The 18121-nt window shown below is 47.9% G+C and carries 19 protein-coding genes and 1 tRNA gene; 5 read left to right on the top strand and 15 right to left on the bottom strand.

Annotation, left to right across the window (positions count from 1 at the left end; genetic code table 11):
• Nucleotides 1–17 precede the first annotated feature (17 nt).
• The 6 genes from SFW65_01275 to SFW65_01250 all read right to left on the bottom strand — a co-directional run bounded on the left by SFW65_01275 (nucleotide 18) and on the right by SFW65_01250 (nucleotide 3378).
• A complete protein-coding gene (locus SFW65_01275; protein ID MDX1921747.1) occupies nucleotides 18–530 on the bottom strand; it encodes an FUSC family protein in 513 nt (170 codons plus the stop codon).
• 61 nt (nucleotides 531–591) lie between these two features.
• Nucleotides 592–1302, bottom strand: coding sequence for a 2OG-Fe(II) oxygenase (locus SFW65_01270; protein ID MDX1921746.1), 711 nt, complete (start codon nucleotides 1300–1302; stop codon nucleotides 592–594).
• 12 nt (nucleotides 1303–1314) lie between these two features.
• Nucleotides 1315–1944 (bottom strand): 2OG-Fe(II) oxygenase, encoded by a 630-nt coding sequence (locus SFW65_01265; protein ID MDX1921745.1) that lies wholly within the window; start codon nucleotides 1942–1944, stop codon nucleotides 1315–1317.
• Between the two features lie 425 nt (nucleotides 1945–2369).
• Entirely contained in the window at nucleotides 2370–2786 is a 417-nt protein-coding gene (locus tag SFW65_01260) for a hypothetical protein (protein ID MDX1921744.1), read from the bottom strand.
• A gap of 8 nt (nucleotides 2787–2794) precedes the next feature.
• Nucleotides 2795–3157, bottom strand: coding sequence for a hypothetical protein (locus SFW65_01255; protein ID MDX1921743.1), 363 nt, complete (start codon nucleotides 3155–3157; stop codon nucleotides 2795–2797).
• A 131-nt stretch (nucleotides 3158–3288) separates the two neighbouring features.
• Nucleotides 3289–3378, bottom strand: a tRNA-Ser gene (locus SFW65_01250).
• 444 nt (nucleotides 3379–3822) lie between these two features.
• On the opposite strand from SFW65_01250, the gene SFW65_01245 reads away from it, so the two are divergent.
• The 3 genes from SFW65_01245 (at nucleotide 3823) to gap (ending at nucleotide 7752) form a co-directional block, all read left to right on the top strand.
• Nucleotides 3823–4578, top strand: coding sequence for an OmpW family outer membrane protein (locus tag SFW65_01245; GenBank protein ID MDX1921742.1), 756 nt, complete (start codon nucleotides 3823–3825; stop codon nucleotides 4576–4578).
• A gap of 141 nt (nucleotides 4579–4719) precedes the next feature.
• On the top strand, nucleotides 4720–6705 hold the full coding sequence (tkt, locus tag SFW65_01240; GenBank protein ID MDX1921741.1) for a transketolase: 1986 nt from the start codon (nucleotides 4720–4722) through the stop codon (nucleotides 6703–6705).
• Nucleotides 6706–6744: 39 nt separating this feature from the next.
• Nucleotides 6745–7752, top strand: a complete 1008-nt coding sequence (gene gap / locus SFW65_01235; GenBank protein ID MDX1921740.1) for a type I glyceraldehyde-3-phosphate dehydrogenase — start codon at nucleotides 6745–6747, stop codon at nucleotides 7750–7752.
• A gap of 65 nt (nucleotides 7753–7817) precedes the next feature.
• Here gap and SFW65_01230 read toward each other — a convergent pair whose 3' ends face one another.
• The 6 genes from SFW65_01230 to ychF all read right to left on the bottom strand — a co-directional run bounded on the left by SFW65_01230 (nucleotide 7818) and on the right by ychF (nucleotide 13918).
• Nucleotides 7818–8192: a hypothetical protein gene (locus tag SFW65_01230; protein MDX1921739.1), complete on the bottom strand. Its 375-nt coding sequence runs from the start codon at nucleotides 8190–8192 to the stop codon at nucleotides 7818–7820.
• 119 nt (nucleotides 8193–8311) lie between these two features.
• Nucleotides 8312–8731: a hypothetical protein gene (locus SFW65_01225; GenBank protein MDX1921738.1), complete on the bottom strand. Its 420-nt coding sequence runs from the start codon at nucleotides 8729–8731 to the stop codon at nucleotides 8312–8314.
• A gap of 159 nt (nucleotides 8732–8890) precedes the next feature.
• Nucleotides 8891–10492: a phosphoglycerate dehydrogenase gene (serA, locus tag SFW65_01220; GenBank protein MDX1921737.1), complete on the bottom strand. Its 1602-nt coding sequence runs from the start codon at nucleotides 10490–10492 to the stop codon at nucleotides 8891–8893.
• 98 nt (nucleotides 10493–10590) lie between these two features.
• Nucleotides 10591–11766 (bottom strand): phosphoserine transaminase, encoded by a 1176-nt coding sequence (locus SFW65_01215; GenBank protein MDX1921736.1) that lies wholly within the window; start codon nucleotides 11764–11766, stop codon nucleotides 10591–10593.
• Nucleotides 11767–11981: 215 nt separating this feature from the next.
• Nucleotides 11982–12638 (bottom strand): ABC transporter substrate-binding protein, encoded by a 657-nt coding sequence (locus SFW65_01210; protein MDX1921735.1) that lies wholly within the window; start codon nucleotides 12636–12638, stop codon nucleotides 11982–11984.
• 173 nt (nucleotides 12639–12811) lie between these two features.
• Nucleotides 12812–13918 carry a redox-regulated ATPase YchF gene (gene ychF / locus SFW65_01205; GenBank protein MDX1921734.1) on the bottom strand — a complete coding sequence of 369 codons (1107 nt, stop codon included), beginning with the start codon at nucleotides 13916–13918 and terminating at the stop codon, nucleotides 12812–12814.
• A 91-nt stretch (nucleotides 13919–14009) separates the two neighbouring features.
• Between ychF and SFW65_01200 the strand changes: the two genes are divergently transcribed.
• Nucleotides 14010–14903, top strand: a complete 894-nt coding sequence (locus SFW65_01200; protein MDX1921733.1) for a polysaccharide deacetylase family protein — start codon at nucleotides 14010–14012, stop codon at nucleotides 14901–14903.
• Here SFW65_01200 and pth read toward each other — a convergent pair.
• The 3 genes from pth to SFW65_01185 form a co-directional block, all read right to left on the bottom strand.
• The gene (gene pth / locus SFW65_01195) at nucleotides 14895–15473 is read right to left on the bottom strand and encodes an aminoacyl-tRNA hydrolase (protein ID MDX1921732.1); all 579 of its coding nucleotides are present in this window, start codon (nucleotides 15471–15473) and stop codon (nucleotides 14895–14897) included. The two genes, SFW65_01200 and pth, sit on opposite strands and share 9 nt — an antisense overlap.
• A gap of 6 nt (nucleotides 15474–15479) precedes the next feature.
• On the bottom strand, nucleotides 15480–16214 hold the full coding sequence (locus SFW65_01190; GenBank protein ID MDX1921731.1) for a 50S ribosomal protein L25/general stress protein Ctc: 735 nt from the start codon (nucleotides 16212–16214) through the stop codon (nucleotides 15480–15482).
• A gap of 91 nt (nucleotides 16215–16305) precedes the next feature.
• Complete coding sequence (locus tag SFW65_01185) at nucleotides 16306–17238, bottom strand: ribose-phosphate pyrophosphokinase (protein ID MDX1921730.1); 933 nt, start codon at nucleotides 17236–17238, stop codon at nucleotides 16306–16308.
• A gap of 179 nt (nucleotides 17239–17417) precedes the next feature.
• Here SFW65_01185 and rpsT point away from each other — a divergent pair, with 179 nt between their 5' ends.
• Nucleotides 17418–17687 (top strand): 30S ribosomal protein S20, encoded by a 270-nt coding sequence (gene rpsT, locus SFW65_01180; GenBank protein MDX1921729.1) that lies wholly within the window; start codon nucleotides 17418–17420, stop codon nucleotides 17685–17687.
• The last annotated feature ends 434 nt before the right edge of the window (nucleotides 17688–18121 follow it).

Genomic DNA, 18121 nt, shown 5'->3' with positions numbered 1-18121 from the left:
GTTGTTACCGCTACACCTTATGCCTGTTTATCAGGTGTAGGGGATTTGAATAGTCGTTTGTATATATATCCCAAGCCGATTGCGACACAACACCCCAAGGCAATTTCACCTGCGCGTAACAAAGCAAAATACATCTGCTCGGAATAAGTTACGGCTTGTCGCGCAGCATCCATCAGGATGATAACAGTTACCGGTGCCAACCGCCAATTGGCAGGATAATGCGCATAGGAAGTGACAAGGAAAATGGTCACGCCAACAGTTGCCAACATTGCAAAAAGACTGTACCCAAAAACGAGCAAGCACAGCAGCCCCATAAAGCATCCGACAAGCGTGTTGATAACGCGCGTCTTTACCAGTGTGGTAGCAGCTTGACTATCAGGATCACTGACTAACGCTACGCTAATAATTGCCCATACGGGATTGTCCACGCCAATCCACCGCAAGGTGAACCATGAAATCGTCGCACCGACGATGATGATTGAAAAATAAGCGATGGAAAGAGGTGCGAATCTGAACGGCGAACCAAGCATAGGGCATATATAAATGCCGCCATGCTTCTACTCAAACCCTATTTGCGCGCCGGCTTGCACTTCAGCTCTTTATAGCGTTTTCAGGAAAGCATAATTCATGCCGCGCACGCCATTCGGGTTTGACGTAATTAACAATCAAGCTGCGCCGAATGTCAGGAATCGGGCGTTTTTCGAACCCATGCCATGTATTTTCGCCCGGAATGAATACGACCGCGCTATTAAACGCGCTCGGCGCGCGGCCAACATGGTTCATGCTTTCATCATAAATATCTGTTCCTAAGGTATCAGCCAAATGCCCTTGGGTCAGATAAACCACCATTGTGAATATCTTCACGCCTATATCGGTGTGGGGCTCCAGCCAGAAGCCTTCCTTATCTTGACAATATTCAATACGCAGTGATGAACCTTGCAAATTAACCGCACATGTATTCTCTATTGCATTTACAACGCGCGGTGATTGAAACGCTGTTGCCACGTCACGACAAACCGGAAAGCACAGCTGCGCATCCCGATTAAAAAAATGCCGTGATGCGTTATGGCTATCGCGCTTGCCATATGTATCACTGATATCCGCTACTTCGAACGGCAATTGTGTCAGCTGCTGGGCCGAAAAGCATGGCAGCACATCGTTTAAAAACCAGTGCCGATAGGGTTGCTCATTTGCCTTGGCTGCGATTAATGCATCGGTGAAATGCCGTGCAGTAATATCCTGCTTCCCCTCACCGGGTTGAGCGCAAGAACAGGACTCTTTTTTCAGGGCTACGGTTGCCATACGCCTTCTCCCCTAGTTAAACATGCTGGCAATGCTTTTTACCGTCGCACTTAAATCATGACGACCATAATGCCTGTCCACAAAATCCTCATCGGTCACCCAATTCAACTGGATAGAACGGCGCACGCCTACGAACGGTTTATGGCCATGCCATGATGTATCGCTGCGACGAAACGCCAACAATGTTCCAGCCAGCGGCGCAATCTCGTCCGCATAATTATCTAAATTATGATCATCACGCAGTATGCGCAGCCGCCCTCCTTCGTGATCCCATGTTTCATTCATGTAAATCAGAATGGTGATGATTTTACTTTCCGTATCGGTATGAATGCGGCCATCTTTTTTTTGCATAAACCCGCGCACCGTTGCCACCAAAGGACGCTTTGTAATATCCACACCAAATTTATCTGAAAACATTTCTGCAACAACTGGCTGCTTGAACTCCTTGATTAATTGGTCGAATGATGGTCCATACACTGTTTTTTCGAGCGAAAAGCTTCCAGGTTGCTGTAAATCTGGAAAATCCCGTATGACATTCGCAATCGCTTCTTTGTTTACAAAATTGGGAACCGCTATGTGGTCGTACGGAATATGTTGCAAGGGAGTGCGCGCGAAAGCGTCTAGATTCAGCAATGATGACATGGACGATTTTCTCCAGCTAAAGACAGCAAGGGGAAAACCATGACATTTCTATAAACAGCTAAACCATGCGCAGAATGCCGCTGCGACAATTTGGCAAATTCGATATGAGCCTTATCTTTTCTGTCGCACTATCTCTTGCTAATCGATTAATCGACTGATAAGGGGCACATATCGCGCGGTGTTAGCGATGTGCGGTTATATGTTTGAAAACCTGGCGGAGCACGGAGTCAACCATCGGCTCCGTATCTTTATTGTATACACGAATGAACCTGTCTTCTGTCTCAGAGACATAATCAAGAACGATGTGTATGGCTGTGATTGGGTCGATATCCTTCATGGTCTTAGTATAATATATATTTGTTTTACAGTTATCATTATGATTTTTGCACTACGTGCGCACATTGCCAATTATTATGAATAAAAACTTATTCTGGCTGATTGCCTAGCTGCTGCTGAATTGGAGTGTTTGGCTTTAAAAGCCTTTCATTTTCAAATCTAAGTCCTTGTTCAGCTTGACTGACAAGCTGACCTTTTTTGGATGGATTATTAGCATCTGAGATAAAGTAAATAAGTATTCGCGATGGCTTAACAAAGACATCGCAGATATATATTGGAACGAATGGAAGCCCAAGCAAGTCTCTGAGTTGCTCCGGAGTTTCTTCCTTAAATTGAGCGGTCCCGAATAGCCAGATCCCTTCTTTTTGAAAATAGTATTTATCATAAAGTCTTATAAAGCGAGTTTCATTTTCAATGAATAGCTCTCGGCAATACTCCAGCGGCCTGGTAAATGGAGTTTGTGGCGCTCCACTTGCGCTATAGTCGGGATTGTTCCAGTAAGTCATGTTATGCTCTACTTTGGTTTGAAGTCTGCGCTATCTCTATATACCATATATTGTACTTGGCCAGTTGTACTGCGTCCGACGATAGACCTTGTTACTACGGAAGGATTGTTTATCCAATCTGGCAAAAAGTAAAAAGCTCTTTGGTCTAATAAGAACTCGTAAATCAATATGAGGACTAAAAGCCCCAGATACTCTAAAACTAATTTAATAGAGCCATCACCAAGCAAAGCCCTAAGCATGCTTTCGCTGCAGGGATATTTTAAGCTTCTGAGAGTTTCGTTTTGATTTTGGTGCTGCCTTACTCTCCAGCCCACATGATCTCGCAAGCTTTGCAACATCCCGCCGCCGCGTAAGTGTACTGGATTAGTCATGGAAAAACTTTCACCAAGGAGGTCTTAATACTACTTAAGCGATCTTGCCACACTTTCAAAAATTATTTGATGGGAATTATGATGGGCTAAGTTCAGTGAGAGTCAAAAAACTGAATCAAATCAATGATAACTGGCGGAGGGGATGAGATTCGAACTCACGAAACAGTTTCCCGTTTACACACTTTCCAGGCGTGCGCCTTCAACCACTCGGCCACCCCTCCGTACCAAACATTTGCCGCGCAACCTCGTGCTTGAAGTATTCGTCAGCTTCGCTGACATGTTTTTCATGCCAGCTTCGCTGACGGGGCACTCGGCCACCCATCCAATTTATTCAACTAAAAACAACAAAGCCTATAAATTGTCCTCCCAAGCCTTGGCGAAGGAGGACGGCACCGTTTTCAGAAGGCATCTAGTTAGCAGAGAATATTATAAGAGTGAATATCATTTGGAGGAGAATTTATTAATCCTCCTAAAACGCTGCAAATAAGCATATTTATTCGATATTCGACGTTTGGCCGCACAGTTCAACGCCGCGTGCAAAGTTGTTTTTCTGCCACATCAGCCGCACAAGGCATGAAATGTACATTTTGTCACATCGACCTTTGCATGAGTTTGTACGAATGGTTGGGCATCGATTGCTCCCTAACCACACTCAGGAAAACATCATGTCTCTATTAAAAACCTCTCTCGCTTCAACCGCAGTGCTTGCCATTGCGCTTGCTGCCGCACCTGCATTCGCTGCAACCCACAAAGCCCCTGCAAAGCCGGCTGTTTCCCCTGTTGATGCAGTTGCCACCAACCCTATCATCGAACCAAATGATGGCCTGCCGGCCTTCCGTCCGAAACAAGCGGGTGATTTCGGCATACGCCTTCGCGGTCTAGGCGTATTCACTGATGAAAGTGGTGAAATCACCAGCGCAGCTGGCGCGCCGCTTGGCCTTAACGCCGAAGTGTCTTCAGAGTTCGTTCCTGAAATTGACTTAACCTACTTCTTTACCAAGAACTTTGCTGCGGAACTGGTATTGGCAACAACCCAACACGAAGTGAATGCCGTTGCTGGCGCGACCCATGTTCCCGTTGGAACGGTTTGGTTATTGCCACCGACCCTAACCGTTCAATATCACCCCATGCCGGAAAGCCGCTTCAGCCCATATTTTGGCGCGGGCGTGAACTACACTATTTTCTATGGCGCAGATGCTGCGGGCGGAACCATTACGGAATCCAAGTATGAGAACAGCTTCGGCTACGCATTCCAGGCGGGTATGGACGTTGCGTTGCAAGGCAACTGGTCGCTTAACTTCGACGTTAAGAAAGTGTTCCTTGATACCAATGTTAAAGGAAACGGAACCGTTGGCCCGTGGAAAAGTAATGTTGATTTAAACCCCGTTCTGGTTGGCTTTGGTTTTGGCTACCGGTTCTAACAACATTCCCGTTCTATTATAAAATTAAGGCCGTATTTCTAATAGGAATACGGCCTTTTTTATTGGGAAAAAGGCCGTGCTTGTCAAAGCGGTTTCGCATGCTAAAAAGAATGCATGCAAAACAATACAGCCCCAAAAAATATGTCTCAAAATACCGTGTCATCCCCTTCCCTTCATACACTTGCCAATTCCATTCGTGTTCTTGCGATGGATGCAGTGGAAGCTGCCAAATCGGGGCACCCCGGCATGCCCATGGGCATGGCCGATGTCGCTGCCGTATTGTGGGGCAAGTTTTTAAAGTTTAATCCCAAAGATCCCACTTGGCCTGACCGCGACCGTTTCATTTTATCGGGCGGCCATGGTTCCATGCTTTTGTATGCCGTGAACTATCTCACGGGCTATGAAAAAATGACGCTGGATGAATTGAAAAATTTCCGTCAGCTTCACGCGATTACTGCTGGGCACCCAGAAGTCATGCCAAGCGCAGGCATTGAAATGACCACCGGCCCATTGGGTCAAGGCATTGCGACTTCGGTTGGCTATGCGATTGCAGAGCGATTGATGAATGCCCGTTTTGGCGATGAACTGGTCAACCACACCACCTATGTCATGTGCGGCGATGGCGATTTGATGGAAGGCATCAGCCACGAAGCTGGTTCACTTGCTGGCCACATGAAGCTCGGCAAACTCATTGTATTATATGACGATAACCTCATTTCCATCGATGGCGCGACATCCCTTGCCTTTACCGAAGATACGGCAAAGCGTTTTGAATCCTATGGTTGGCAAACCCTACGCTGCGACGGTCATGATCATGGCGCGATTGAAGCCGCGATTAGCGCTGCGCAGCGCGACCCGCGCCCAAGCATCATTTCATGCCGCACTATCATTGGCTTTGGCGCGCCGAAAAAATCGGGCACACATAGTGTGCATGGCTCCCCCCTTGGCGCGGAAGAAATTGCTGGCACACGGGAAAAACTTGGCTGGTCATCACCCGCATTTGTAGTTCCGGATGACGTATTGGGAGCATGGCGCAATTTTGGCACGCGGTGCCAAGCTGAATACCAAGCCTGGACAAAGCGCCATCAGGCATCCGCAAACCGCGCCGCATTCGATAGCGCGATAAAGGGCGATATTAATCAGGCCGCAAAAGATGCATTAAAGGCATTCAAGACAAAAGCAAAAGAAACCAAACCGACGCTAGCGACCCGCGTATGCTCTGGCAATACGCTGGAAGCATTGTTAGCCCATGTACCAGAACTGGTTGGCGGTTCCGCCGACTTAACGGGTTCGGTGAACACCTTTGTCAAAGGTTTTGGCAATATTTTGCCGGATTTCAAAGGCCGTTATATCCATTACGGCGTACGTGAACACGGCATGGCCGCAGCGATGAATGGTTTGGCGCTGCATGGCGGCATCATTCCTTACAGTGGCACGTTCCTGCAATTTGCGGATTATTCGCGCCCCGCCATTCGCCTTGGCGCGCTGATGAAACAGCAAGTCATTCATATTATGACGCACGACAGTATTGGGTTGGGCGAAGACGGTCCAACGCATCAACCGGTTGAACATCTGTCATCGCTTCGCGCTATTCCAAACCTTCTGACCATGCGTCCATGCGATAGTATTGAAACAGCGGAATGCTGGGAACTAGCCCTTGCGCATAAAACCGGCCCATCATTGCTTGCGCTGTGCCGGCAAAACTTGCCAACACTTCGCAGCGAAGCGGGCGACGAAAATTTGTCGGCCAAGGGAGCTTATATTCTGTGCGGTGATAGCGCAAAACGCCAAATCACGCTTATCTCCACAGGTTCGGAACTTTCAATTGCCGTTGCTGCCTATGATAAACTTAAATCTGCTGGCATTTCTGCGGTTGTTGTTTCGATGCCATGCATGGAAATCTTCAATCAGCAATCGGAAAGCTACCGTAATTCCGTGCTTGGCAGCGTTCCGCGCATTGCCATTGAAGCAGGTATTCGCATGAGTTGGGACAGATTTTTGCGCGCGCAAGATGCCTTTATTGGCATGAACAGCTTCGGGGAGTCAGCGCCAGCACCCCAGTTGTACAAGCATTTCGGCATTACCGATGATGCTATTGTCAGCACAGCCCATACTTTGCTTAAATAGCCGCTCAATTTAAAACTCAAGCTTTAAGGAATAAATGGTATGACCGTTCGCGTAGCTATTAATGGTTTTGGCCGTATCGGCCGTCTGGTGTTTCGTGCGATTTTTGAATCCGGCCGTAAAGATATTGAAGTCGTTGCCATCAACGATTTGGCCGATGCACAAACCAATGCCCATCTTTTGAAATATGATTCTGTGCATGGCCGCTTCCCCGGGGAAGTCACCGTTGCGGGCGATGTGATGACCGTAAACGGCAAGCCCGTGAAGGTTTTGAACGTAAAGGACCCCGCTGCGTTGCCATGGAAAGATCATCAAATTGATATCGCCTTGGAATGCTCGGGCATTTTCACAAAGCGCGCAGATGCAGCTAAACACATTGCAGCAGGCGCAAAAAAGGTGCTGATTTCGGCTCCCGCAGAAGAAGAAGATATTACGGTTGTCTATGGCGTGAACCATCATTTGCTGAAGCCGGAACATACTGTGGTTTCGAATGCTTCATGCACAACGAACTGTCTTGCTCCAGTTGTCCATGTGCTGCATCAAGCCATCGGTATTGAAAAAGGGTTCATGACCACCATCCACTCCTATACGGGCGATCAACGCACGGTCGATACCATGCACAAAGATTATGCACGTGCACGCGCCGCAGCCTTGAACATGATCCCGACATCTACTGGTGCTGCAAAGGCTGTGGGCAAGGTTCTGCCGGAATTGAAAGGCAAGCTGGACGGTACATCCATCCGCGTACCGACCGCCAACGTATCGGTTGTGGATTTCAAGTTCATCACCAAGAAGCCAACCACGGTAGAGGAAGTAAATAATGCTATTTCCAAAGCTGCCGCAGGTAGCTTGAAAGGTATTCTGGGTACCTATGATGTTCCGTTGGTATCAACCGACTTCAACCATGATCCCCACTCTTCCACTTTTGCCTTGCATGAAACCAAGGTGATTGAAGGCAATATGGTACGTATTCTTACATGGTACGATAATGAATGGGGCTTCTCCAACCGCATGGCAGATACCGCTGTTGCGATGCATAAGGTTGGATAGCTCTTGCACCGATCAACAAAAAAAGCCGCCTATCACTAGGCGGCTTTTTTTATATCTTTAGCAGGCTATTTGCAAACCATCTTGGTTCCATCAAACGCATAGGAACGGCCCTGTGCTTCACAATTGGGAACATCAATGCAAACATTTTTGCCATCGATGTAGGCAGCCTGCTGACGCTTTGGATCACACAGCACCAGTTTCCTGCACATGAATTTCTGGGTAGCGGTATCATACGCTATTGCCTCCCCCTTTTCATTGCATGCTGGAACTTTCTTGCATACAGTAGATCCATTTTCTGTTACAGGAGCTTCATCGAGTGCGCATTTGGTTTCCGCTGGAGGAGTTGCCGGAGGAGGAGTTGTTTCTGCCCATGCACTTGCACTACAGGTGATACCAAACACCATGATTGCAGCAATAAAAAAACCCGATAAGCGCACCATGTCCAACACCTGCCAAAAGAGAAAACTTCAATAAAACCAGTATATTTTTAAACGGTTAACAAAGTTCGAATAGCCAATTTTGACACAATTAAAACGGGATAACACACCCTTACTAGCTTTTAACCTTGTTCTTCCAACCCTTTAGCAATTTCGGCCAAATTCGCTGCAGCTTCGGCAAGACGCCGTTGGCGCAAATCTGCGTCCACATTCAGTTTTTTGAGTTTGCGGTTTGCTTCTTCGGCATGCTTTTTCCAATATTGGGTTTCTGCTTGTTGCTCGCGTAAATCGCGTTGCATTTTGGCAATCTGGAACTGCAATTGCACGACCTCTTTTTGCAAGGATGCAACCACACCGCCCCGAACTTGCACAACCTCATGGCGGCGGTCAGCAATAGCCGTTTGCAATACGTTCGAAAGATTCAGACCATCACTGTGCAACATAGTGCGTGCTGCACGTAATGCAGCTAGTGCCTCACCATCATGCCCACTATCAGCCAGTGCCAATACTTTACTTAGTTTGTCTAATGCGTTCGAACTCATACATAGCCCACTTATCAAAAATCCCGCATTTAACCGCGATCATTTCATGGATTGGCATCTACGCCGATGCATGAAACGTGAATCGCTGGTCCTGCTTCTGAATTAAAGCTGGATTTTCAGATTCGTGTCTAGGAAATGAACAAATCAGCCAAAGCAGATTTATTTGCCAAGCGCGAACTTCAATTCGCGCGCCTTTAATACACCCTGTAACTTGCCGATTTTTTCAATCAATTCAGGACCAACAGGCTGATCAACGGCAATCAACGCCAAAGCCTGATCGCCTGTGCGACCAAGGTTGAAGTTTGCGATATTAATCTTGTTATCACCAAGGAATGTACCCAAACGACCGATAAGACCTGGCTTATCTTCGTTACGCACATACAGCATTACGGGCGATGGCTCGACTTCCACGTTGAAATCACCAAGCGCTACAATACGTGGACGCTCCGCACCAATCAATGAACCGGCAATTTTGTATTTGCCTTGCTCGGTGGTCAAGGTGATGCGCAGCAAAGTTGGATAATCGCGATTTACTTCGCGCTTTGTTTCCGAAATCTGGATATTACGTTCACGTGCGACCACCGGCGCATTAATCATGTTCACGCTGTCCAATTGTGGACGAAGGATGGACATGAGAATAAGCGCGGTCATCGGCTTGGTATTCAGGCTTGCTGCATGACCTTCATAGTCAATCGCGATTTCCTTGATGCCAGTATCAATCACTTGACCACAATAGCTGCCAAGGAATTCCGCAAGGCGCATATAAGGGCGCAGCTTAACAGCATCTTCGGCTGACAGCGATGGCATATTCAGCGCGTTTACAACAGCGCCGCTGACCAGATAATCGGACATTTGCTCTGCAATTTGCAGGGCAACATTTTCCTGCGCTTCGGTGGTGGATGCGCCAAGATGCGGGGTACAAATAACCTTTTCATTGCCAAAGAAGATGTTTTCCTTGGCCGGTTCTACCGGAAATACGTCCAAGGCGGCGCCGGCGCAATGCCCGCTATCAATCGCAGCCTTAAGATCGGCCTCGTTCACAAGGCCGCCACGTGCGCAATTGATAATGCGGACACCCTTCTTGCACTTCGCCAAAGATTTTGCATCGATGATGTTTTTGGTGGATTCAGTTAACGGGGTATGCAGCGTGATGAAATCAGCGCGTGCGAACAACGCATCCAGCTCAACCTTTTCAACCCCCAAATCACGTGCGCGTTCTTCTGAGAGATAAGGGTCGAATGCAACCACTTTCATCTTGAGACCAACGCCGCGGTCAGCAACAATTGAACCGATGTTGCCACACCCAATCACGCCAAGGGTCTTGCCGAATAATTCCACACCCATAAAGCGGTTTTTTTCCCACTTTCCCGCATGGGTTGATGCATTCGCTGCTGGCAATTCACGCGCCAATGCAAACATCATCGCAATGGCGTGCTCTGCCGTGGTGATGGAGTTGCCAAATGGCGTATTCATAACAACCACACCGCGACCGGTTGCTTCTGGAATATCCACGTTATCAACGCCGATACCCGCGCGGCCAACCACTTTCAAACGCTTGGCGGTTGTTAAAATCGCCTTCGTCACCTTGGTTGCGGAGCGAATGGCAAGACCATCATAGTCGTTGATGATGGCGTTCAATTCATCAGGCTTCAGGCCTGTCTTTACATCGACATCTACGCCGCGTTCCTTGAAGATTTCAACAGCGCGGGGGGAAAGTTCATCCGAAATCAGTACCTTTGGTTTATTGGCGTTAGCAGTCATGAGAGCACCTGTGGTTTAAGATTGTGATTAATGTAGATTTAGATTTTCAGTTGTTTTGAAAAACAAAGAAAACTGCCGATGATTATCTGGCAGGTTCTTTAAGCAGCAGCGCGAAGTTCGGACTTAGCTGTGGCAAATGCCCAGTCAATCCATGGCAACAACGCCTGAATGTCGGATGTTTCAACAGTGCTGCCAACCCAAATGCGCAAGCCCGGAGGAGCATCACGGTATGAGTTCGCATCCAAAGCTGCTCCTTCTTTTTCAAGGAGGCCGTTGACACGTTTTGCGAAAGCTGCACGGCCTTCATCGTTCAACTTCAGATAATCAGGATCGGTAAATACAAAGCATACCGATGTGGTAGAGCGTGTTGCCGCATCCTGGGCAAGGAAATCAACCCATGGGGTGCGCTCAATCCAGTCGGCAAGAACTTTGTAATTGGCCCGATTGCGTTCAACCATGCCCTTTGCGCCGCCAATTGATTTAACCCAGTTCAGCGCATCCAGAACGTCCTCAACGCACATCATGGACGGGGTGTTAATCACTTCACCAGTAAAGAAGGCTTCGTTGATCTTACCCTTCTTGGTAATGCGGAAGATTTTTGGAATTGGCCAGCTTGGGGTGTATGTTTCAAGGCGCTTGATTGCGCGTGGGCTCATCACAACCATGCCATGCGCAGCTTCACTGCCCAGAACTTTTTGCCATGAATAAGTCACGACATCGAGCTTTTCCCATGGAAGCGGCATGGCATAAACCGCAGACGTCGCATCGCAAATGGTCAGTCCTTCGCGGCTGTCGCTAATCCAGTCAGCATTCGGAACTTTGACGCCAGAAGCAGTACCGTTCCATGTGAACACAATATCATGTGCAGGGTTAGCCTGCTTCATGTCCGGCAATTGGCCATAAGCAGGCACAAATTTGCGGGCATTTGGAATTTTCAATTCATCAATAATATCGACAACCCAGTCTTTGCCGAATGCTTCCCATGCGAATACATCAACTGGGCGCGCACCCAAAAGGTTCCACATGGCAAGTTCAACCGCGCCTGTATCGGAGGCAGCAGTGATAGCGATTTTATAATCTGCCGGTATGCCAAGCGTTTCGCGTGACAGGTCGATGATTTGCTGGAGTTTGACTTTCGCTTCTTTAGCGCGGTGCGAGCGACCTAATAATGCGCCCTTGATTGCATCGAATGTCCAACCTGGGCGCTTGGCGGTAGGCCCACAGGAAAACCCGGGGTTCTTTGGCTTTTGCGTCGGTTTATTAACATTCGTCATAGTAGTTTTATTCGTGTTCGTATTCGCCGTGTCTAACATTGTAGCTATTCCTTCCAGAATAGAAGCATTCCGTTGGGGGAATGTGACCCAATTCCTAGACTAACAAGCATTCGGACTATGAGTCAAACAGGAAACACAAAAAAAATCAAAAAAAAGAGGCCACCCGATTTTGCGCGGGCAGCCCCTTTAAAACTTAAATTATCTGACCGTGCGGCTTAGTCTTTTGGCTCGGCCGGTGGGCGCGCGGTACGTTCCTGCAAGGTTTTAAGGAATGCATCAAAGTCGCCGCCGCTCTTCTGGATAACGGCTGAGAATTCGGAACGCTGGGTAACGGTCATGCTGACGCCTTCAACAATTACGTCAATTACCTGTTGTCTGCCACCTTTATTGCGCACGCGCCAGTCAACCTTTACAGCGGGCGCTGATTGGTTTGGCTTGATAATAAGGCCTGATACATAGGTATCACGGTCATCTTCTGCCTTGGCATCGGTTACTTTCCATGTTTCACCATGATAAAGGCTGAAGCGATCGGAATAGATTTGAACCACCAGCTTTTCGAATAGCTTCAAATATTCCTGACGCTGCGCTGCCGATGCCGATTTCCAGACCGATGGGCCAAGGGCAAATTTGCCAAGCAAATCCAAATCGAAATCATTCACCAGCATGTCGTGGAATGTTTTAGCGGCGGCTTCTGGGGTTATGCTTTTGTCAGCCAAAGTTGATATGGCTTTGTCACCAAGGTTTTGAATGAATTTGCGGGCAGCATCGGCTTGGTCAGCGCGGGCTTCACCGCCAAAACTTAGAATTGCAATCAAGCCTGCAACCAAGGTTAGAAAAAACGCGCGGCGGGAAAATGATTTTAACAGAACCATGATTTCAGAACTCCTCAGGGAGATTTCGTAGTGGGAAAAGAAGTGTGCTTTGAATAGCATGGCAAACTGGCTTTTACTAGAGAGCGCATGGAAATTATAAGAAAAATAATGGTAAAAAATTACGGCCCCGCCATGTCAGGCGTGTGGCAAGTAAAGGCTACCCACATATATATCTATACATTAAAGCGGAAATGGCAGATATCGCCATCATTCATAATGTAATCTTTACCTTCCATACGCAGTTTTCCTGCATCGCGGCATGCGGCTTCCCCGCCCAGCTTTACAAAGCTCTCATAGTCAATCACTTCGGCCTTGATAAAACCTTTTTCGAAATCGGTATGAATCACGCCTGCGGCCTGCGGCGCTTTGGAATTACGCTTCAATGTCCATGCGTGGGTTTCTTTTGGCCCCACCGTAAAGAACGTAATCAGATTAAGCAGCGCATAGCCCGCACGAATAATCCGGTTCAGACCGGGTTCAGTTAACCCCATACTGCCTAGATATTCTTTCTTTTCTTCATCGCTGCCCAATTGTGCAACTTCTGCTTCAATTGCTGCCGAAATAACAACCGCTTGCGTTTTTTCATTTTTTGCGCGTTCAAATACTTTGGCAGAATGCGCATTGCCGTTGGCCGCAGCACTTTCTTCCACATTGCAGACATATAATACGGGCTTTGCGGTAATCAGTTGCAGATTACGGAAATGCGGTTCTTGCGCTGCCGTTAATGTGCCAAGCATTTTACGTGCAGGTTCACCGGCTTGTAACAACTTCAATGCGGCTTCCATCACTTCCTGTGCAGTTTTGGCTTCCATATCGCCGCCTTTGGCTTTCTTGGCGATGGCCGTTAAACGCTTTTCCAGATTATCCATATCGGAAATCATCAATTCGGTATCAACCGTTTCAGCATCGCGGATTGGATCCACCGAACCTTCCACATGGGTGATATCGCCATCTTCAAAACAACGAAGCACATGGATGATCGCATCCACTTCACGGATATTACCAAGAAACTGATTGCCCAGCCCTTCGCCCTTGCTTGCGCCGCGTACTAATCCGGCGATGTCCACAAATTCCAACTGGGTTGGAACAACCTTCACCGAAGCTGCAATTTTTGCCAGCTGCTCCATGCGTTCATCGGGAACGGATACACGGCCCGTATTGGGTTCGATCGTGCAGAAAGGGTAATTCGCTGCTTGAGCTGCTTGCGTACTGGTCAGCGCGTTAAACAAGGTGGACTTTCCGACATTCGGCAATCCAACAATTCCACAATTAAAACCCATAACTACTCCAATACGTTATCGTGGGCGGCAGCATAATTAATCAACAGTTAAAAGCAATCTGCTAAATTGATTTTTTATTAAATAATTAAACATGGCAATAACTCCGCCCTTTAACATCCCAACAGCTGCTAGCGCCCCAACTGGCGTTGTACATCATGTTGCCACCGCTTCCAGAGTTTATGCTCCTACATTCGATTGCTGCGCAACCTGTATGCGGAAATTCGGGGTTGCTGATAATCTTATTAATAACCTGATATCGACCCGAACAAAGGCGACATTCTTTTTAACAGGCGAATGGATGATTGCGCATCCAGATGCGGCGCGGCGTCTTATCGCTGCCAATAATCTTGAAATCGGTTTTCACGGCTTTTCGCATTCAGACTTTCCTCTGCTTTCATCCAATCCACGCGCGATGGCACATGAAATCAACTCAACGCGCGAAGTCTATAAGGCGCTGTTGAGAGATATGAGAGACAAAGGACAATTATCACAGACCGATTTTGACAGACGCATGGGTGCAAACCTTTTCCGCTTTCCATCGGGCCATTTTAATGAAGCATCGCTGGCAGCTGTAAGAAATGCCGGCTTAATCCCTATTCAATGGAATGCCACTGCTGATGGCACTATGCGGCCACAACTGCATCACGGTGAACGAATGGAAGGCAGCATCCATCTTGCCCATGCGAATATGAGCATCAATGCAGTGCAACGAACCAATCAGACATTCCCTGAATTTCACCGATACATGACTAGCCAAGGCTATCAAGCCGTTACGGTCAGCGAACTCATGAAAATGGGCAGAGTTGTGTATAGCACCCAGCCAGAACGATTAACATCGCGTGATCATCAGAATATCGCGCGGAACCAATCAGATAATGAACGGCTTGGGTTTGGCGTAAGTACCTATAACCGCTTTATGGCGGGCATGCCGCGCCCAACACACATAGGACAAACACCTAGCGCAGCGCCACGCGCATCAGCTTAAGAGTTTATTGATGTAATCGCTATGTCTGCCGCCCAACAGCAATTCTACATGTTCAGCACATTTTACCAAAAGTGGTTCTACTAATGCGCAGTCGGCCTTGGAAAAATTCGATAACACGTAATTAGAAACAATTTCCGATTTATCGGGTGCTTGCGGGTCGGGATGGCCAATTCCCAAACGCACACGCCAATAATTCTGGCCCATATGCTCATCAATTGATTTAATGCCGTTATGCCCGCCTGCCCCGCCGCCTTGCTTGATTTTGACTTTTGCAGGCGCGATATCCAATTCGTCATGGAACACAAAAATATTGGATAGCGGAATTTTATAAAACTGCGCAGCCGCCTGAACGCTGCCACCAGACAAGTTCATATAGGTTTGGGGCTTAAGCAGAATAACTTTTTCTTCAACGCCCTTGATGCTGCCTTCCGCAATTTCAGCCTGAAATTTCTTCTTCCAAGGTCCAAAAGCAAAATGGCGGTGGATCTCATCCACCGCCATGAAGCCGATATTGTGACGATTGTGCTGGTATTTTGAACCAGGGTTACCCAGGCCAACCAATAGCCACATGATATGTTACTTCTTCGCCGGAGCTTTCGCAGCCGCAGGAGCCGCAGCAGGAGCTGCACCTGGCTTCGCGCCAGCTGCCGCAGCAGCAGGAGCCGCACCCGCAGCGCCAGCCGCAGGAGCCGCAGCAGCATCGGTTGTCGCCGCAGCAGTTGTTGTTTCTTCTTCCTTAACAACAGTCGGTGCAGCAACCGAAGCAATCGTTGTATCTTTCGCGCCAAGAATTGGGGTTACATCTGCTGGAAGCTTGATGTCTTCCAAGTGGATGGTATCGCCAATATTCTTGCCTTCCAAATCAACGGTGATTTTTTCAGGGATTTTTTCTGGTGAGCAGCTGAGCTGAATTTGATGCTGCACCACGTTCAATGCACCACCGCGCTTCAAACCAGGTGACTTATCCTGATTGATGAATACAACCGGCACGAATACACGCACCAATGTACCTGCGGTAACGCGCAAGAAATCAACGTGCACAACACGGTCTGTCACCGGGTCATACTGCACATCGCGCGGAATAACGCGAATAGCCTTGCCGTTTGCATCGATGTCCATCAGGTGGGTGAAGAAACCCGACTTCTGGCTTAGCTGAACGATAACTTTTTCTTCAAGGGAAATCATCACAGGCGCTTCCTTACCACCGTACACAACGGCTGGAACACGGCCTTCAGCACGCACCGCACGAGCATTCCCCTTACCGGCCCGTTCACGTACTTCTGCTTTTACTTTTTGAACTTGCGTTGACATGTTATTCTCCTATTAAACGCACTTCTTTTGCGACCGTACCTCCAGGGGTGCACGTATCGCACCAACATTGCAAAATTGCTCAGTTGATTTCTTATTCGAACAAGCTGGAAACGGAACGCTCCTCGCTGATGCGCAACACGGCTTCAGCAAGTAATGGAGCAACGCTCAGTTGTTCAATTTTTCCAGAGGCTTTCACCTCGGGAGTGGCGAGGATACTATCAGTAATTACCAGCTTTTCCAGCGGAGATTTATTAACGCGCGATACGGCCTCCCCGGACAGAACCCCATGAGTTATATAGGATTTTACCGATTTTGCCCCGGCATCCATTAGCGCGACGGCAGCGTTGCAAAGGGTTCCGGCGCTATCGGCAATGTCATCCACAAGGATACACGCCTTGCCTTTCACCTCACCGATAATGTTCATGACTTCCGAAACGCCTGCTTGTTCGCGGCGCTTATCAATAATCGCAAGGTCAGCATCAATCCGTTTTGCGAGCGAACGCGCACGAACCACGCCGCCAACATCCGGCGAAACCACAACAATATTCTGGTCTTTCATCGTTTGCTTGATGTGTTTGATGAACACAGGCGCAGCATGAAGATTATCAAGCGGAATATCAAAGAAGCCCTGAATTTGTCCAGCATGCAGATCCATGGTCAGCATGCGGTCAGCGCCGGCAACAGTTAGAAGGTTGGCAACCAGCTTTGCAGAAATGGGTGAACGCGGCCCCGTCTTGCGATCCTGCCGCGCATAACCATAATAAGGGACAACGGCGGTAATGCGGCGGGCAGAGCCACGCTTTAACGCATCCATCGTAATGAGCAATTCCATCAAGTTATCATTCGTTGGAAATGACGTAGGCTGGATAACAAACACATCTTCGCCGCGCACATTTTCAAGAATTTCAACGAATACTTCCATATCCGCAAAGCGGCGGACAACGGCCTTGGTCAGCGCCATACCCAGATGGCTGGCAATCGCTTCAGCTAGAACACGGTTACTATTACCTGCAATCAGCTTCATGGGCACTCATATATATAGGTGGGATAACTGCACATCTTGTAGCATTACAGCCAGCAATCGCCAAGCCCAACTTCATATTAATAGTTGCGCTAAGCCAAGGCGCATATAGCTGTTGACGACGGTGGCCACCCCCTTTATACAAAACGGTCTTGACCAGTTAAACTGAAAGAAAGACACCAATGGCTACCCATAAATCCGCAGAGAAACGCGCACGTCAATCCATCGTTCGCACTGCTCGCAACAAAGCGCGCAAATCCCGCGTACACACTGCAACGCGCAAAATCGACGAAGCAGTTGCAAAAAAAGATTACAAAGCAGCACAAGAAGCGCTTCGTTTAGCACAACCAGAACTCGCGCGCGCAGCAAGCAAAGGCATGATCCCGAAAAAACGTGCTGCACGCAAAATGTCACGCCTATCCGCCCGCGTAAAGAAATTGAAGCAAGCATAAGCTTGCACGTCCAAGTAGAATTCAATACGTTTAAAAACACCGCTGCTTCACAGCGGTGTTTTTTTATGCATAGATAAAAAAATATTTTGCTCCTGCAAAAAAGATTTGCAGAAAAACTGATCAAAAAGTCCAACAGAAATTTTTTCAACGTCACGGCTGTGCATTTCTCAGGCCGATGAAGATTTTTGGTTTTCTGTCAATCTGAAATTTTTCTAAAAATGCTGTTTTGAATAAAAATTTTTGTTCTCGTTTTTCTCCCCTTGCGGTTTGGCTTTCGAGTGGTCTAAGGTGTTTTTGTTAAGACGGTTTGTCAGAAAAAATAATACGCATTTTTGATGCTGATTATTTTTTCAAAAGGCAAAAAGACTGGAATGATTTCTGAAAATCACTTCCCTTTTTGTTCGAGCACATTCCCTCCTTCGACACCGCTTCGC

The organism is Alphaproteobacteria bacterium (genome assembly GCA_033762625.1).
Lineage (GTDB): Bacteria > Pseudomonadota > Alphaproteobacteria > UBA9219 > RGZA01 > RGZA01.
The sequence above is the reverse complement of the archived record's forward strand: the minus strand, read 5'-3'. Positions and strand labels throughout refer to the sequence as shown.

What these genes read in the sequence shown, in the direction of transcription:
- SFW65_01275 (MDX1921747.1), bottom strand. Translation starts at nt 530, where the DNA reads ATGCTTGGTTCGCCGTTCAGATTCGCACCTCTTTCCATCGCTTATTTT.
- SFW65_01270 (MDX1921746.1), bottom strand. Translation starts at nt 1,302, where the DNA reads ATGGCAACCGTAGCCCTGAAAAAAGAGTCCTGTTCTTGCGCTCAACCC.
- SFW65_01265 (MDX1921745.1), bottom strand. Translation starts at nt 1,944, where the DNA reads ATGTCATCATTGCTGAATCTAGACGCTTTCGCGCGCACTCCCTTGCAA.
- SFW65_01260 (MDX1921744.1), bottom strand. Translation starts at nt 2,786, where the DNA reads ATGACTTACTGGAACAATCCCGACTATAGCGCAAGTGGAGCGCCACAA.
- SFW65_01255 (MDX1921743.1), bottom strand. Translation starts at nt 3,157, where the DNA reads ATGACTAATCCAGTACACTTACGCGGCGGCGGGATGTTGCAAAGCTTG.
- SFW65_01245 (MDX1921742.1), top strand. Translation starts at nt 3,823, where the DNA reads ATGTCTCTATTAAAAACCTCTCTCGCTTCAACCGCAGTGCTTGCCATT.
- tkt (MDX1921741.1), top strand. Translation starts at nt 4,720, where the DNA reads ATGTCTCAAAATACCGTGTCATCCCCTTCCCTTCATACACTTGCCAAT.
- gap (MDX1921740.1), top strand. Translation starts at nt 6,745, where the DNA reads ATGACCGTTCGCGTAGCTATTAATGGTTTTGGCCGTATCGGCCGTCTG.
- SFW65_01230 (MDX1921739.1), bottom strand. Translation starts at nt 8,192, where the DNA reads ATGGTGCGCTTATCGGGTTTTTTTATTGCTGCAATCATGGTGTTTGGT.
- SFW65_01225 (MDX1921738.1), bottom strand. Translation starts at nt 8,731, where the DNA reads ATGAGTTCGAACGCATTAGACAAACTAAGTAAAGTATTGGCACTGGCT.
- serA (MDX1921737.1), bottom strand. Translation starts at nt 10,492, where the DNA reads ATGACTGCTAACGCCAATAAACCAAAGGTACTGATTTCGGATGAACTT.
- SFW65_01215 (MDX1921736.1), bottom strand. Translation starts at nt 11,766, where the DNA reads ATGACGAATGTTAATAAACCGACGCAAAAGCCAAAGAACCCCGGGTTT.
- SFW65_01210 (MDX1921735.1), bottom strand. Translation starts at nt 12,638, where the DNA reads ATGGTTCTGTTAAAATCATTTTCCCGCCGCGCGTTTTTTCTAACCTTG.
- ychF (MDX1921734.1), bottom strand. Translation starts at nt 13,918, where the DNA reads ATGGGTTTTAATTGTGGAATTGTTGGATTGCCGAATGTCGGAAAGTCC.
- SFW65_01200 (MDX1921733.1), top strand. Translation starts at nt 14,010, where the DNA reads ATGGCAATAACTCCGCCCTTTAACATCCCAACAGCTGCTAGCGCCCCA.
- pth (MDX1921732.1), bottom strand. Translation starts at nt 15,473, where the DNA reads ATGTGGCTATTGGTTGGCCTGGGTAACCCTGGTTCAAAATACCAGCAC.
- SFW65_01190 (MDX1921731.1), bottom strand. Translation starts at nt 16,214, where the DNA reads ATGTCAACGCAAGTTCAAAAAGTAAAAGCAGAAGTACGTGAACGGGCC.
- SFW65_01185 (MDX1921730.1), bottom strand. Translation starts at nt 17,238, where the DNA reads ATGAAGCTGATTGCAGGTAATAGTAACCGTGTTCTAGCTGAAGCGATT.
- rpsT (MDX1921729.1), top strand. Translation starts at nt 17,418, where the DNA reads ATGGCTACCCATAAATCCGCAGAGAAACGCGCACGTCAATCCATCGTT.